We start from the raw sequence: 14,720 nt of genomic DNA, 5'->3' as shown, positions 1-14,720 counted from the left end.
TTTATAAAAACTTGCTTAATATTTATATTATAAATGATAAAATCGCCGCTAAAATTCCAAAGGATGGTTATGAAAAAATTTATTCTAGTAGCGATTTTAGCGGCTTTTGCTTGCGCGGGCGATTACGAGCTCGTAGGTAGCGTAAATACTTCGTTTAGAATTTTTGGCAAAGACGATCGCATCGAAGTCATCGCGGTTAAAGATCCTAAGATCGACGGCGTGACCTGCTACGTCTCTTACGCCAAAAAAGGCGGCGCCAAAGAGATCATCGGCGTGGAGGAGGACCGCTCCGAAGCTTCTGTTTCGTGCGTGCAGACAGCGCCTAAAATCATCATCAAAGAGGAGCTGAAAAAAGAGGATATTTTTGAAAAACGCAGCTCGTTAATCTTCAAAAAGACCCACGTAGTTAGGCTTTACGACGCGGTGCAGGGCTCGCTGATCTATTTGGTTTATTCAGACAAAGTGATTGATGGCTCGCCTAATAACTCGATCTCGGCGATCCCGTGCCACCAAGCCGTGGGCGACGTGTGCGAGCTCGCATATACCCAAGGCAAAAAATAATAATAAGGAATTCCGCAAAGATAAAATTTTATCGCAGCGGAATTCTAAATTAGAAATTACGCGATGAGATGACGCATGAAATTTACATAGAATTTTGCCAAATTCTGCAGCATTTTACAAAATTTATCCGCGCCGTTAAATTTCTGCGCGAATGCCTAAGATGAGAATTTGACCGCTTTATCAGAGCATCTTAACGCATATTTGAGCTACGCTAGTAGGCGTGCGCTTGCAGGTCGTAAAATGAAAAATTAAGCAATTTTTGCTAAAATCTCGCGATTTTGAAAACCCTCGTAAATCTAAAGGAAATCAATGAAGACATTTTTTAGTATGGAGTGCGCGTCAGTGATGCTACTGATTTTGGCGCTAGCCTGTGCGATCGCTACTTTTGTAGAGACCGCTTACGGCACGGAAGTAGCGTGGGCGATCGTTTATTCTACTGCATGGTTTGGCGCGCTGATGGTGCTTTTGGGAATAAATTTAACCTACAATATCTATCGCTACCGCATGATTAAACTTCGCACGCTGCCTGCGCTAATCTTTCACGCGAGCTTTTTGTTTATGCTTGCTGGAGCGATTTTGACTAGATATTTCGGCTTTGAGGGCAATATCCATATAAGAGAGGGCGGCGAGAGCTCGATCGTAACGACTAAAGACGAGGTCGTTCAGCTTCTTACTTTAGGCAGTGACGGCGAGTTTATATCTGCTGACGAGAGCAAATTTTTAAACGGCGCAGGACGGATGAACTTCGATCTCAATCTAGACGTAGAGGGTAGGATCGCAAATTTAAAATTTAAAGAGCTAATAGAACACGGCGAGCTAAAATGGGTGCAAGATCCGACCGGACAGGCTCCTGCGCGCGTGGAGTTATTATTTTCCAACAACGTTGGCAGCCAAAATGTCTCCTTGCAATCGGGTGAAAGCATGGAGATAGGCGAGCTTAGTATCACTTTTAACGCAGAGCCTAAAAGTAAGAATTTCATCTACATAAAATCCAAAGACGGCAAATTCTATTTAAACTCAAGTCTTGATATAAACGCCACTAAAATGGCTGATATGAGCACTGCGCCGCTTAAGAGAAACGAGGATAATCCGCTAGGCAATCTCTTGCTTTACAACTTCGACGGGATAAATTTCGCCCCTGTTAGCTTGCTTAGCTCCGCGGTCGAGAAATTCGTCCCGGTCGCTGCGAATTTACCGGGTGAGCCCGGCGTAGTAGCTACGCTAAGCTTTGCGGGGCAGAGTCGCGAAATCTACGTGCCTAGGGATTCGCATGGTGCTAGCTACAAGATGGGTGATAAGAATTTCATCGTAGCCTTGGCGCCAAAGATGCTTCATCTGCCTTTTAAAATCGCGCTTCGCGACTTTGTGATGGATCGCTACCCGGGCACCAATTCGCCCTCCGGATATAAAAGCGAAATCACGCTAAAAGACAGCAATACGAGCTTTGATTATGATATTTTTATGAATCACGTGCTCGATTACGGCGGATACCGATTTTTCCAAAGCTCATACGATACAGACGAGCGCGGCACCGTGCTTTCGGTCAATAAAGACCCCGGTAAAGTTCCAACTTACATCGGTTATTTTTTGCTTTGCGTAGGGATGTTTTTTAACTTTTTCAACCGGGGCTCGCGCTTTTTCAAGCTCTCGCGCTTAATCAGCGAAAATACGCATCTTGCTCGAGAAAAAGATGTAAATTCTAAAAATTCGGCGTCTAGCTCGGTGCCCGCAAGCTCCGCAGAAAACTCTGCATCAAAACGCGCCAAAAAATCGCGACGCGGTACTAAAGGCGCGGCATTAGCATTTGTAGGCGCGTTGGCTTTGAGCTCGGCTGCATTGTATCCTAGCACAGCAAATGCCGAACAAAACTTCACGACTCAAAATTCTATTTCGCAAAGTTCTGCCTCAAATGCAGCCGCAGAAAATTCAGCGCCGCAAAGCTCGGCTAGCGTGCAAGATCCCGCTTCGCAAAATTCTGCGCAAAATTCCGTGCAGAATTCCGCCGCCGAAAATTCCAAGCAGAGCTCCGTTTCGCAAGAATCTGCGGCGGAGCAAGACTCCATCCCTCCGCATAATTTTTCTACTATGGGAGGCGAACTAGCCGTGCCGAAATTTGATCCTAAATTTAGTGAGGATTTAGCAAGCCTCGTAATTCAGGGATTTGATGGGCGAATGGAGCCTTTTGATACCGTTTCTAGGGAGCTTTTAAATAAAATTTACCGTGCCGACAACTACAAGGCTCCAAATGGCGAAATTTTAAACCATAACGCCGCTGCGCTTTCGTTTATGCTAAATCAAAGCTACTGGAGGCGTGCGCCAATCATCAAGGTTAGCGAGCCGGAGCTTAAAAAAATTCTAGGTATGGATGAAAAGCAAAGCCACGCCAGCATGATGGATTTTTTTGAATTTAAAGGCGGCGAGAGCTACTACAAGCTCGATAAAATGGTCGAGGAAATCAACCGAAAGCCTTTGGGCAATCGCGGTGTGCTAGATAAAGAGATCATCAAGGTAAATGAGCGCGTAAACGTCTTTTACTCGGCGTTTATGGGGGATTATTTTAGAATTATTCCGGTTAAGAACGCTAAAAATAACGAGTGGCTTTCGCCGCTATATCTAGGCGATGCGCTGGATCAAAACGAATCAACTGAAGTTAAAAAGATGATGGGAATATTCGTTTCGTCCGTGGTCTATGCCCAAGAAAGCGGGGATTGGAGCGGCGCAGAAAAGATGCTAAGCTACGTCAAAAAATATCAGGCACAAAACGGCGCAAATTTAATGCCTAGCGAAAGCGCGATAAAATATGAAATTTTATTTAATAAGGCTAAAATTTTTTCTCGCCTCTTTCCGATCTACACTATCTCGGGATTTTTGCTTCTGATCTTTATCTTTTTGCGAATGATGAAGCCCACTCTTCGCTTAGGCGGCGCGTTTAAGCTAGTTTACGTCGTAAATATCGTCGCTTTCATCGCACATACTGCAGGTCTTGCGCTGCGCGGCTACGTCTCGGGGCACGCGCCGTGGAGTAACTCCTACGAATCGCTCATCTACATCGCGTGGGCGCTGTCGCTAAGCGGAATATTTTTCTCGCGCAAATCCGCTATTTCGCTGGCGCTAACGTCAATAATGGCGGGCATAACGCTGATGGTGGCGCATCTTAGCGACATCGATCCGCAGATCACTAATCTCCAGCCGGTTCTAAAATCTCACTGGCTTACGATCCACGTCTCGGTAATCACCGCGAGCTACGGATTTTTAGGTCTTTGCATGCTGCTTGGAATTTTTACCCTCGTGATGTTTCTGTTCGACAAGAAAAACCCCGAGATTGCGCGCAATATCACGGAGGCTACGCATATCAACGAAATGTCGATGATCCTAGGGCTTTGTTTGCTGACGGTCGGCAACTTCCTAGGCGGCGTGTGGGCTAACGAAAGCTGGGGGCGCTATTGGGGCTGGGATCCGAAGGAGACCTGGGCGCTCATTACGATTTTCATCTATGCGGTGGTAGTGCATTTTAGATTTATGCCTAAGCTCAATAATCAATTCGCTTTTGCCGTAGCCTCGATGTTTGCGTATTTTAGCGTCATAATGACCTATTTTGGTGTAAATTTCTACCTAAGCGGCATGCACTCATATGCTAGCGGCGAGCGCATTCCGGTGCCCGGCTGGGCGTACGTGATGGTCGCTTCGATGGTGGCCCTTGCGATCGCGGCGTATTTCCGCTCGGGCAAATCGGCTAGGCTTTAAAACCCCGCAGAATTTTATAGAATTTTATGGCTCGTGATTGCGCTAAATTTTAAAATTTTGCATCGCGACAGAATGTATCGCAAGGGAATTTTGATGCCTGAAACTTTGTGATGTAGTAAAATTCTAATGATTTGGAATTTGCGCCGCTATGGGGTTTTAATGTTTTAAATTTTGCTTCTAGCGGAATTTTTGCATGCGACGGAAGCGCGACGTAATTTAGAATTTTAAAATTTCAGCTAGCGCGCTAGTGCAAAATTCGCCCCGCCGCTACCATAGCCGAGCAGTGAAATTTTAAAATTTGATTTTATAAATTCTATGCTCGTCTTTAAATTTAAAATCTCGCGCTTTATGAAATTTGATTTATGATGTCGAAATTTTAAAATTTCGCACGCCATTGTCGCAATAACTCTTGCGCGACAAAATTTTAAAATTTTAAATTCCGCGCCATGATAGAACATGATAGAATTTGAAAATTTATAAAATTTTAAACTGCGAAAACGCCTCGCTAGGCATTAAAATTATCTTAAAATATAATTTAGCTTGCAAGATTAAGCTAAATTTCTGCTTATGATCATATTGATTTAATCTTTATTTGGCTAAAATTGACGCTTATCAATTTTTTAATTTGAAAGGATAAAGATGTCTGATCTAAAACAGGATAGACGAGGCTTTATCGGGCTTACTTTCGGCGCGGTTGCCGCTGTGGGTGGCGTTTTCGCACTCGTGGGGATGAAGAAATCGTGGGATCCGTTACCTAGCGTACGCGCCGCCGGCGTCACTACGGTAGATTTAAGTCCGATCAAAGAGGGCGAGCTGTATCAAACGCAGTGGCGCAAAAAGCCGATTTTCGTGCTTAAAAAGACCGCCGATATGCCTAAAAACGATGCCCGTGATGTCGTCGTAGGAGATGCTAGATATACGCTTTGCATAGGGCTTTGTACGCATTTGGGCTGTATTCCTAGCTACAAGCCATCGACGCAACAATTCATCTGTGCATGTCACGGCGGGATTTTCGATGCTAACGGCGTAAACGTATTTGGTCCGCCGCCACGCCCTATGGATATACCGCCCTTTAAAATCGACGGAACGAAACTCGTTTTAGGCGAAGAGGGCCCCGAATACCAAGCCCTAAAGCAGAAAGTATAGGAGGCGCAGATGGCACATATCAGAAAGGCTACGGGAGTTTGGGATTGGTTCGACCAAAGGCTCGCCGTAACGAAATTTTTCAAGGTGATGGTAAGCGAGTATTGGATTCCTAAAAATATCAGCTTCCTTTGGGCGATGGGCGTTATTTTGATGACGCTATTTATAGTTTTGTTCGTTAGTGGACTAATGCTCGTGATGTATTATAAGCCAGATGTCAATTTGGCATTTGATAGCGTAAATTTTACGATTATGAAGGAGGTCGAATACGGTTGGCTATGGCGACATATCCACGCGGTATCGGCATCGGTCGTATTTTTGATCTTATACATTCATACTTTAGTAGCTATTTATTACCGCTCGTATAAGCAAGGGCGAGAGATGATTTGGGTAAGCGGAATGCTGCTTTTCATCATCTTTTCGGCGGAGGCTTTTAGCGGCTATATGCTTCCTTGGGGGCAGATGAGCTACTGGGCAGCGATGGTTATTACGAATTTATTCGGTGGAATTCCCGTAGTTGGCGATGCAATAGTCGAATGGATTCGCGGCGATTATGCTGTTAGTGATCCGACGCTGACACGATTTTTTATGCTTCATGTCTGTTTGCTGCCTCTCGTGGTGGTAGCGGTGCTGGCAGTGCATTTTTATTCGCTTAGATTTCCGCATGTAAATAACCTAGACGGCGAGGAGATTGACTTTGAGCTCGAGGGCGAGAAGTATTTGGAAGGAAAAACTAGCGAAAGTAAGGTAATTCCGTTTTGGCCGGGCTTTTTGGCGAAAGATTTTTTCTACGTCAGTATCTTTATGATATTTTTCTTTTATCTGGTGGGCTTTCATTTCGATTTTGCGATGGATCCGATAAATTTCGAGCCGGCAAATAGCCTCAAAACCCCGACGCATATCTATCCGGAATGGTACTTCCTCTGGGAATATGAAATTCTGCGCGGATTTTACTTTGACGTAGGACCGCTTAAGGCCGCCGATATCGGGCTTATCGCCTTTGCCTTCGCTGGAGTTTCGCTGTTTTTTATCCCACTATTTGATCGCAGCAGCGTAGTAGCCCCCGCGCACAAAAACAAGGCGTTTTTCATTTGGTTTTGGGTTTTGGTAATCGACATGATCCTGCTTAGCCTTTTCGGCAAGCTCCCTGCAGACGGCGCGGAGCTTGGTATCGAAAATAAATACTGGGGCTTTGCTTTATCGATCGTCTATATTGGATTGCTTGTCGTAGTGCTTCCATTAATTACAATCGCAGAAAGAAAGAGGGTCTAGCCATGAAAGAGATAAGAACCCTAATCTTAGTGCTTTTTTGTGTGGGAATTTTATACTGGTTTATCGAGCCTTATGCTCATACTAAGCTTAGTCCGCACACCGATCCGGTAAATTACGATTTTGCAGCAGGCGATACGGCTTTAGCCGCGCATAACGTAGCCGCAGCAGAAAGCGCTTTGGCCGCAGCCGAAAAGGGCGGAGATGAGACGATGATAAAAAATTCTAAAAAAGCCCTTGCCAGCGCAAAAGAGCAACAAGACAAAACGGTGCTTTTTTGGGATGAGATAAATAAAATCGATCTTAGCAAAGGCGATGCCGTGCGAGGCGCCGAAACCTTTACAAATGCAGGCTGCACCGCATGTCATGGAGTAAAAAGTGCAAATATCCCCGCTCCTATGGACGCAGCAAGCGCTAGTGCCGCATACGGCGTCAATCCTCCGGATCTTAGCAGCGCAGGCTATCTATACACCGATAAATTCTTAGCTGCACTCATCAAAGATCCGATCATGGCTCTTAAGCTAGATCAGAAATTTGGTGACGAAAAGCCTTTTCCGATGCCCGGGTTTTTCGGTGCAGGCGGCGATTTAAATCAAGAGATCGCCGATATCGTAGCCTATCTAAAGTCGCTAGCTCCTAGCGAGGATAAACTAATCGCCTCTGAGGCTGCTGCTAGCGGCATCAAGCAAGGCACCGAACTAGACGAAGCGCAGAAAAAATTCCTTTTAAGTAAGGCGGTTTTTGAGGATGCTTGTCTAAGATGCCACGACGTCAAATATGATAAGCTCTTTGCATCCAGCGACAAGGCTAGCTTGGCTGCGTATATGGGCTCGACGCCTCCTGATCTTTCGATGATGATCCGTTCTAAGGGCGCCAACTATCTACACGAGTTTATCAATGATACGCAAAAGAAGCTTCCAGGCACTTCGATGCCGCGCGTAGGCTTGAACGAAAACGCTGAAGCCAAGGTCGTGGAATATCTAGCTGACGTAGGCGATAGCAAAAAAGCTGAGCGTGAAGCTACAACCATAAATATTATGATCTATTTCTTGATCCTTTCTGTTTTTGCAGGTCTTTGGAAAAGCAAAATTTGGTCGAAACTTCATTAAAATTTTAGCGGTCGGAGTAAAATCCGACTGCCATTTAAAATTCCGCCATATCCTAAATTCTATTAAATTCCATCTATCAAAAAGCTCTTGCAATTGAGAATTTAGCCGCTTTCGTGCTTTATGATAACCGCTTTTTTTATTACTTTTTAAGATTTTTCTACATATAATTGCCGCTCGATTTTGAAATTTAATGTATGAATTTAACTCAAGAAGGTTCAGATGAAATTTTTTAAATTTGCGGTTTTAGCTCTAATTTTTCCGCTTGCTATGCTTTTTGCGGATACAGATTATCGCGCCGAAGCAGCGACGATAAAAGAGAAATTCGCTCAAGCGATCAAGCTTTATGTCGATGGTAATAATTCTGAGGCCAGAAAGATAACCCAAGAGGCGTATTTCGGGCATTTTGAAAATTTAGAAGCCGGCATTCGCATAAATTTAAGTCAGAAAAAATCCTACGATATGGAGAAGCAATTCGGCGATATCCGTAAAGCGATCAAAGCTGAAAAGCCTCTAAATGAGATCCAAGCAATGATCGATAATCTAAATCGCGAGATTGACGAGGTTCTGCCTGTGATTGAATCTGGTCATCGTCTCGTAGCCGAGTATCAAGACGGAGGCGATGGCAGCACTTCTGCGCCAGCCTCAGGCGGGAATTCCGCAGCATCCGGTACAACTTCGCCGTGGATGAGCGTCTATACGGAATTTAAAGCTGAGCTGGATAACGCTAAAGCTGCGTTTGATAAGAAAGACACTGCTGCGCTAAAAGCTGCGCTAAATCGCGCTAAATTTGATATCTACCGCAACGAACGTCTAGAGGAGGCAGTGCGAAAATATGTCTCATCTCAGACCGATCAATCAATCCAGCAAATTATCGGAAATCTCTTGCGCGAGGATGCAGATACGGACAAATCAAAATTTGACGAAGCGATAAACGCCCTAGATAATCTAGCATTAAAAGCTGTAAATGATTTGCCGCAAGAAAGCTACTCCATAGCGCCGCAGACTGCGCTAGCACAAAGCGATACTAGTGAGGATGAGGGCAAGGATTTTACGCCGATTGTGCAAAATATCAAAGACAAAATGGCTAAGGTTTTGCAGCTTTACGAGAGCGGCAAGGTTGATGACGCGATCGACGAAAGCGGCAATATCTACTTCGACGAATACGAAGAGAGCGGCATGGAAAATATCGTCGGTGCTAAAAATACTCAACTCAAGCTAGACACCGAAGCAAGCTTTAATAAAATTTCAGCTCTTATGCGCGCGGGCGCTTCCAAAGAGCAGATCGTAGCGGCGCAAAACAAGCTATTTGATCAGCTTACCCAAAGCCTAGAGCTAACGAAGAAATCAAGCAACTGGGATCTATTCTTATACGCGTTTATCATCATCTTGCGCGAAGGATTTGAAGCGCTCATCATCGTAGCCGCAGTCATCGCTTTGCTTATAAAATCCGGCAACTCAAAGCACCTAAATATCGTTTACAGCGCTCTTGGCGTCGCGGTTGTGCTAAGTATCGCTACGGCTTACGGGCTGAATTATATCTTTGGTAGCGAAAATGCGGGACAAACGCGCGAAGTGATGGAGGGCGCGGTGATGTTAATCGCCGTGGTGCTGCTATTTTACGTGGGCTTTTGGCTTCTTTCAAATGCAAGCTCCAAAAAGTGGAGCGCCTATATCCAAGGTCAAATTTCAAACAGCCTAAGTTCTGGCGATAGCAAGATGCTTTGGTGGACGGTATTTTTGGCAGTTTATCGCGAGGGCGCAGAGACGGTGCTATTTTATCTGGCACTACTTTTCGATGCTAAAAGTCCGGCAGCCACCAGCATGGTAGCAGCAGGCTTCGTAGCGGGTCTGGCGGCTCTTATCATAGTTTATATCGTCATCAAAAAATTCTCGCTTAAAATCGCTATCAAGCCATTTTTCATCGCTACATCGGTCATCATATTTTATATGTCCGTCGTATTTGTGGGCAAGGGCGTGATGGAGCTAGTCGAGGGCAAGGTATTCGTGCCTACGGTAATAGACGGGCTTCCAACGATTACGTGGATCGGATTTTATCCTTACGTCCAGAGCCTCGTGCCGCAAGCGGTGATGATCGTGCTTCTAATCGTAGGAATTTTAATCTTAAAAAATAAGCAAAAAAACAAATCTTAATAAGGAGAGAAAAGATGAAAAAGATTTTTTCAGGTATGTTGGCACTAAGCCTAGCCTCTGTTATAGCAATGGCGGGAGAGCATCCGATCGGCGAGCCGATTGAGCAAAATGGAATGGAGATCGCTGCTGTGTATCTTCAGCCTATCGATATGGAGCCTAAAGGCATCGATCTAGCCCCTAGCAAAGCGGACATCCACCTAGAGGCGGATATCCACGCCATTAAAGGCAACGCAAACGGATTTGGCGAGGGCGAGTGGATCCCTTATCTAAAGATCGCTTATGTGCTTAAAAACCTAGACACAGGCAAGATTCAAAAAGGAAATTTCATGCCGATGGTAGCTAGCGACGGCCCTCACTACGGCGCCAATATCAAGATGGTAAACGGCGTAGGCAACTACGAGCTAACCTATAACATCGAAAATCCAAGCGCCAACGGATTCGGACGCCACGCAGACAAAGCGACCGGCGTAGGCAAATGGTGGGAGCCGTTCTCGGTTAAATACACCTTCCAATACACTGGCGCTCCTAAAGAGTAAAATCACGCTTCAAGCTTCGCCGAGTCCGTTTTCGGCGGAGTCCTAGCGGTATTGGGTTTAGCCGCACGCTTTAAATTTAAGGCGGTTAAATTTAGCTAGTTTAAATTTAACCGCTACGCCGCAGCCAAAGCGTATCGTTTTTGCTTTAATGCGTTTAAGCTTACGAATCTTTTTAGCTGCGGCAAAATTTTAAAATTTCAAGAGGCTTGAAATTTTAAAATTTTAAATTTAGCGCAGCGCGAGGGCGAGACAAAACCAAAGCAAGAGCGAGGCGAATTTCTCTTTGCGGGCGGCTCTTGCCGTTGCGAACTTTTTGCGAGTGGATTTGAAATTTTAAAATTTACAAAATGGCGTAGGTTTTAAAATTTTAAAATTTAAGCGATTACAGGCGATTTACGCGCATTAGGCTTGATGAGGATTTTGATGAGTATATTTTTTTATCACGTTAGCTTGGCTCTGTTTCCGCTCGCGTTTTTAAGCGCGTATCTGGGCGGTAGGCGCTTTATCAGCGCATCGTTTTTGCCCGCGCTTTTGGGAGCTGCATTCGGGGCGCTGTGCTTTAGCGCATTTGCGCGCTCGGCAAACGCCGATACGGGCAAGATTATATTTGACGCGCTCGCACTTTTAGCGCTGCTCGCGCTACTGCTTGCGTTTAAGTTTAAGCGATTCTATCTTACCGCTATAGTTATTTTTGCTCTTGGTTGCGCGTATGGATTTGAATACCGCTTCATAGGGATGAATTTTAAAATTTTCTCCGGCGAGCTACTGGACAGCTTTAGCCTAACCAACCTCTTTATGGCGGTTTTAGGTGCGCTGGCGCTCATTTTATTCTATTTTATTTATCGCTCAGCTCTAGCGCGCGCTAGCAGGGGCGCAAAGCTAGCGTCATTCGCTCTTGCATGGGCGTTTGCTTTTATCGCTAAAATCGGCTTTTTAGGTCTTGATCTGCGCCAGGCAGACGCGCCCAAAGCACTAGCTGCGAAGGGTTTTGAAGGGCTTTCAAACGCGATCGGCTCGTCCGAGTTTCTAAGCGTCATCGCCAAAATCATCCACTACAACAACTCCTATCTGACGCTAGTTCTTTGCCTTATAGCTACGCTAATTGCGCTACTTACGGCATTTCGTGCGCCAAGTCGAGTGCCTCGCGAAGCGGACATTATAAAATTTAGAGAGGTTAAAGCGGGCAGATTTGCCATTTTTAGAGATTTTAGCCTGATCTTATCGCTTGGGATTCTAATCAGCTTTTTGGGGCTTTATTATATCTTGGTCGCTTCAAAACCGCCTACGATCGATGAGCCTAAGATTATCGAGCCGCAAGGCGCGGAATTCATAATCGATGCAAACATCGTAAAGGACGGCAAGCTGCACCGCTTTGCCTACGTCACCGACGACGGGCATAAGGTCAGATTTTTTCTACTAAACCGCTTCACGGATAAATTTGCCCCGGTCGCGGTTTTTGACGCGTGCTCGATCTGCGGCGATATGGGCTATATCAAAAAAGGCGACGAGCTCATCTGCATCGCTTGCAACGTGCGGATATTTTTGCCGAGCGTCGGCAAGCTGGGCGGCTGCAATCCGATCCCGCTGGATTATAAGCTAGAGGGGCAAAATATCGTCATCGCGCTTAAGACAATTGAGGACGGCGCGTCCTATTTCTCGGAGATTGTGGATAAAAAAGTGATCGATCCGGTCAGCAGAAAAGAAATTTTAAACACCTCTAAATTTAGCTATCTTTACTACGGACGCACCTACTTTTTCGAAAGCGAAGCGAATGCAAACGCCTTCACCGCGCACCCCGAGCGTTATGTAGATGAAAACGGCACGCTAAAGGAGCTTAAATAATGTTTTTACGCATCATCAAATCCTCCATTTTAAACTCCAGGGATAGCAAAATTCTAGCGTTTTTGACGATATTTTTATCGGTCTCGCTGATCGCTTGCATGCTAAATATCACGCTAAAAATCGGCGATGAGGTCGCTAAGGAGCTACGCAGCTACGGCTCAAATATCGTCGTGCTGCCGCGTTCGCAAAGCCTAAGTATCGAGATCGGTGGGCGCGAATACTCTCCGCTTAAGAACGATGATTTTTTAAAAGAGAGCGAGCTGCATAAGATCAAAGAAATCTTTTGGCGCAACAATATCACCGCCTTTGCGCCCTTTTTAACTACCCGCGCAGGAGATTACGACGTCGTGGGAACCTACTTTGAAAGGGACGTGGGCGTTAGCGACGAGCCTGATTTCAGATCGGGCGTGCACTCGCTCTATCCGTTTTGGAGTGTAGAGGGGCAGTGGGTAAAAGACGGCGCCGAGAATGAGGTACTCGCAGGCGACGCGCTGGGGCTTAAGATCGGCGATACGGTTAAGCTTGGAGATTATGAGGTTAAAGTCGTTGGGATTTTGCACGGCGCGGAGGATGAAGCCAAAAAGCTGATAGCAAATTTATCGCTAGTGCAAAAGCTAACGCACAAAGAGGGCCTCATCGCTAAGGCAGAAGTCAGCGCCATGACGATCCCCGAAGACGATCTGTCCGTAAAGGCAAGAAGAAGCCTCGATAATCTAGACGCCACAGAATACGACACATGGTATTGCTCGGCATACGTAAGCTCCATCGCGTATCAGATCACCGAGGAGTATCCAAATGCAACTGCTAAGGCGGTGCTTAGCGTCAGCGAAGCTCAAAGTGGCATCACGAAAAAAATTCAAAATTTAATGGGCGTCGTAAGCATCCTATCGCTGCTGATTTCAAGCATCTGCATCACGAGCCTGCTAAGCAGCGAAATTTACAAGCGCAAAAAGGAGATCGGCTTGCTTAAAGCCCTGGGAGCGAGCAACTTTATGATCTATATCCAGTTCGCCGCCGAAATTTTCGTCATATGCGTAGCAAGCTCACTCTTGGGCGCAGTCGTGGGCTACGTGCTTAGCTGGGCGATCGCATATCAAATTTTTGGCTCATTCATTGGTGTCTCACTTATGGTCTTTCCGCTTAGTATCGTCTTTGGACTTCTTATTTGCATTATCGGCTCGATCTTGCCGCTACGCGGAGTGATCAAGCTACTGCCTGCGGAGGTGCTTTATGGTAGGAAATAACGGAGCGTTTTTCAGAGGCGCGATCTTTAAAAGTATCATCAACAGCGGCATCCGCAGCTTCGTGATTTTCGTCGCGATCATGCTAGGCAGCGCGGTTTGCGCGGCGTTCGTAAATATCTACGCCGACATCGATAAAAAGGTCGCCAGCGAGCTAAACAGCTACGGCGCAAATTTAATCGTAAGCCCCGCAAATTTAGAAAATTCCCATATGGACGAAGCGGCGCTCGATGCAAAATTTGCTAAAATCCCCACACTGAAAAGCGCGAATAAATATCTTTTCGGCAGCGCAAATTTAGGCGTCAACTCAGGCATCATCATGGGCGTAAATTTCTCCTCCCTGCGCGATACTATGCCGTTTTTGGATCTCAAAGAGGGCTCGTTTATCGGCGTGGATTTCGACGATAAAAACGCTCTCATCGGACAAGATCTCGCTAAACTTTTGGGCGCGAAGCTCGGCGACAGTATCGAGATCACGCCGATCGGCTCAAACGAAACGAGCAAAGTTAAGATAAAAGGCATCGTCTATGACGGGCAGAAAGAGGATGGCATGCTGCTAATCTCGCTGCCGCTGGCGCAAAAAATTTTAAATCAGCCTGCGCAGGTAAACTACGCCGAAGCGATCGTAAGCGGCGATTTTAAGCAGCTAAGCGAAATTTCAAAGAGCCTAAGCGATGCGCAGATGAGCTTCGCGCCGATCGGCAAGGTATCCAAGACCCAAGGCATCATCTTAAACAAAATCAAGCTCTTGATGCTTCTTATCGGCATTACGATCCTTTTGATCACCTCGGTCTGCATCAACACGAGCCTTAGCTCGATCCTGCTTTCGCGCATCAAAGAGTTCGCGCTCATCCGCGCAATCGGCGCGAGCAAACAAAATTTGCTCCACCTGATCCTGAGCGAAATTTTAACCGTCTGCGTCGCAGGCTCGCTAGCTGGAGTATTCGTGGGATACCTGCTAGCGATCTTGCTCGGGCATCTGATATTTTCAAGCAGCGTGGATTTTAGGCTGATTAGCCTCTTTGCGGCGGTCGCGCTGAGCCTGATTTTTGCGCTCGCGGCAAGCTACTATCCGATCAAAAAGGCGCTGAATCCAAATTTAGCGAATCTATTAAGGGAATGAC

11 protein-coding genes are annotated in these 14,720 nt (G+C 45.9%); 10 read left to right on the top strand and 1 reads right to left on the bottom strand.

From position 1 onward, the window contains the following. The first annotated feature begins 69 nt into the window (after positions 1 to 69). Both Q0323_RS02570 and ccsA read left to right on the top strand, forming a co-directional pair. Positions 70 to 561: a CreA family protein gene (locus Q0323_RS02570; protein WP_298026422.1), complete on the top strand. Its 492-nt coding sequence runs from the start codon at positions 70 to 72 to the stop codon at positions 559 to 561. 309 nt (positions 562 to 870) lie between these two features. Further along, a complete protein-coding gene (ccsA, locus tag Q0323_RS02565) occupies positions 871 to 4,305 on the top strand; it encodes a cytochrome c biogenesis protein CcsA (RefSeq protein ID WP_298051190.1) in 3,435 nt (1,144 codons plus the stop codon). A gap of 236 nt (positions 4,306 to 4,541) precedes the next feature. Here the strand turns inward: ccsA and Q0323_RS02560 are convergent, their stop codons facing one another. Next, positions 4,542 to 4,763 carry a hypothetical protein gene (locus Q0323_RS02560; protein ID WP_298051187.1) on the bottom strand — a complete coding sequence of 74 codons (222 nt, stop codon included), beginning with the start codon at positions 4,761 to 4,763 and terminating at the stop codon, positions 4,542 to 4,544. Between the two features lie 181 nt (positions 4,764 to 4,944). Between Q0323_RS02560 and petA the strand changes: the two genes are divergently transcribed. The 8 genes from petA (at position 4,945) to Q0323_RS02520 (ending at position 14,719) form a co-directional block, all read left to right on the top strand. After that, positions 4,945 to 5,451, top strand: a complete 507-nt coding sequence (petA, locus tag Q0323_RS02555) for a ubiquinol-cytochrome c reductase iron-sulfur subunit (protein WP_298024154.1) — start codon at positions 4,945 to 4,947, stop codon at positions 5,449 to 5,451. A gap of 9 nt (positions 5,452 to 5,460) precedes the next feature. Next, a complete protein-coding gene (locus tag Q0323_RS02550) occupies positions 5,461 to 6,720 on the top strand; it encodes a cytochrome bc complex cytochrome b subunit (RefSeq protein ID WP_298051184.1) in 1,260 nt (419 codons plus the stop codon). A 2-nt stretch (positions 6,721 to 6,722) separates the two neighbouring features. Continuing rightward, the gene (locus Q0323_RS02545; protein ID WP_297880687.1) at positions 6,723 to 7,826 is read left to right on the top strand and encodes a c-type cytochrome; all 1,104 of its coding nucleotides are present in this window, start codon (positions 6,723 to 6,725) and stop codon (positions 7,824 to 7,826) included. Between the two features lie 219 nt (positions 7,827 to 8,045). Then, positions 8,046 to 9,977, top strand: coding sequence for an FTR1 family protein (locus Q0323_RS02540; protein ID WP_298051182.1), 1,932 nt, complete (start codon positions 8,046 to 8,048; stop codon positions 9,975 to 9,977). Between the two features lie 14 nt (positions 9,978 to 9,991). After that, a complete protein-coding gene (locus Q0323_RS02535) occupies positions 9,992 to 10,513 on the top strand; it encodes an iron transporter (protein ID WP_005869331.1) in 522 nt (173 codons plus the stop codon). A 423-nt stretch (positions 10,514 to 10,936) separates the two neighbouring features. Beyond that, on the top strand, positions 10,937 to 12,355 hold the full coding sequence (locus tag Q0323_RS02530) for a Fe-S-containing protein (protein ID WP_298051178.1): 1,419 nt from the start codon (positions 10,937 to 10,939) through the stop codon (positions 12,353 to 12,355). Next, positions 12,355 to 13,599 carry an ABC transporter permease gene (locus tag Q0323_RS02525; protein ID WP_298051175.1) on the top strand — a complete coding sequence of 415 codons (1,245 nt, stop codon included), beginning with the start codon at positions 12,355 to 12,357 and terminating at the stop codon, positions 13,597 to 13,599. The genes Q0323_RS02530 and Q0323_RS02525 overlap by 1 nt, the downstream gene beginning before the upstream one ends. Next, a complete protein-coding gene (locus Q0323_RS02520) occupies positions 13,586 to 14,719 on the top strand; it encodes an FtsX-like permease family protein (protein WP_298051171.1) in 1,134 nt (377 codons plus the stop codon). The genes Q0323_RS02525 and Q0323_RS02520 overlap by 14 nt, the downstream gene beginning before the upstream one ends. The last annotated feature ends 1 nt before the right edge of the window (position 14,720 follow it).

It is taken from the genome of uncultured Campylobacter sp. (assembly GCF_938030145.1).
Classification (GTDB): Bacteria; Campylobacterota; Campylobacteria; order Campylobacterales; family Campylobacteraceae; genus Campylobacter_B.
The sequence above is the reverse complement of the archived record's forward strand: the minus strand, read 5'-3'. Positions and strand labels throughout refer to the sequence as shown.

What these genes read in the sequence shown, in the direction of transcription:
- Q0323_RS02570 (WP_298026422.1), top strand. Translation starts at nt 70, where the DNA reads ATGAAAAAATTTATTCTAGTAGCGATTTTAGCGGCTTTTGCTTGCGCG.
- ccsA (WP_298051190.1), top strand. Translation starts at nt 871, where the DNA reads ATGAAGACATTTTTTAGTATGGAGTGCGCGTCAGTGATGCTACTGATT.
- Q0323_RS02560 (WP_298051187.1), bottom strand. Translation starts at nt 4,763, where the DNA reads ATGTTCTATCATGGCGCGGAATTTAAAATTTTAAAATTTTGTCGCGCA.
- petA (WP_298024154.1), top strand. Translation starts at nt 4,945, where the DNA reads ATGTCTGATCTAAAACAGGATAGACGAGGCTTTATCGGGCTTACTTTC.
- Q0323_RS02550 (WP_298051184.1), top strand. Translation starts at nt 5,461, where the DNA reads ATGGCACATATCAGAAAGGCTACGGGAGTTTGGGATTGGTTCGACCAA.
- Q0323_RS02545 (WP_297880687.1), top strand. Translation starts at nt 6,723, where the DNA reads ATGAAAGAGATAAGAACCCTAATCTTAGTGCTTTTTTGTGTGGGAATT.
- Q0323_RS02540 (WP_298051182.1), top strand. Translation starts at nt 8,046, where the DNA reads ATGAAATTTTTTAAATTTGCGGTTTTAGCTCTAATTTTTCCGCTTGCT.
- Q0323_RS02535 (WP_005869331.1), top strand. Translation starts at nt 9,992, where the DNA reads ATGAAAAAGATTTTTTCAGGTATGTTGGCACTAAGCCTAGCCTCTGTT.
- Q0323_RS02530 (WP_298051178.1), top strand. Translation starts at nt 10,937, where the DNA reads ATGAGTATATTTTTTTATCACGTTAGCTTGGCTCTGTTTCCGCTCGCG.
- Q0323_RS02525 (WP_298051175.1), top strand. Translation starts at nt 12,355, where the DNA reads ATGTTTTTACGCATCATCAAATCCTCCATTTTAAACTCCAGGGATAGC.
- Q0323_RS02520 (WP_298051171.1), top strand. Translation starts at nt 13,586, where the DNA reads ATGGTAGGAAATAACGGAGCGTTTTTCAGAGGCGCGATCTTTAAAAGT.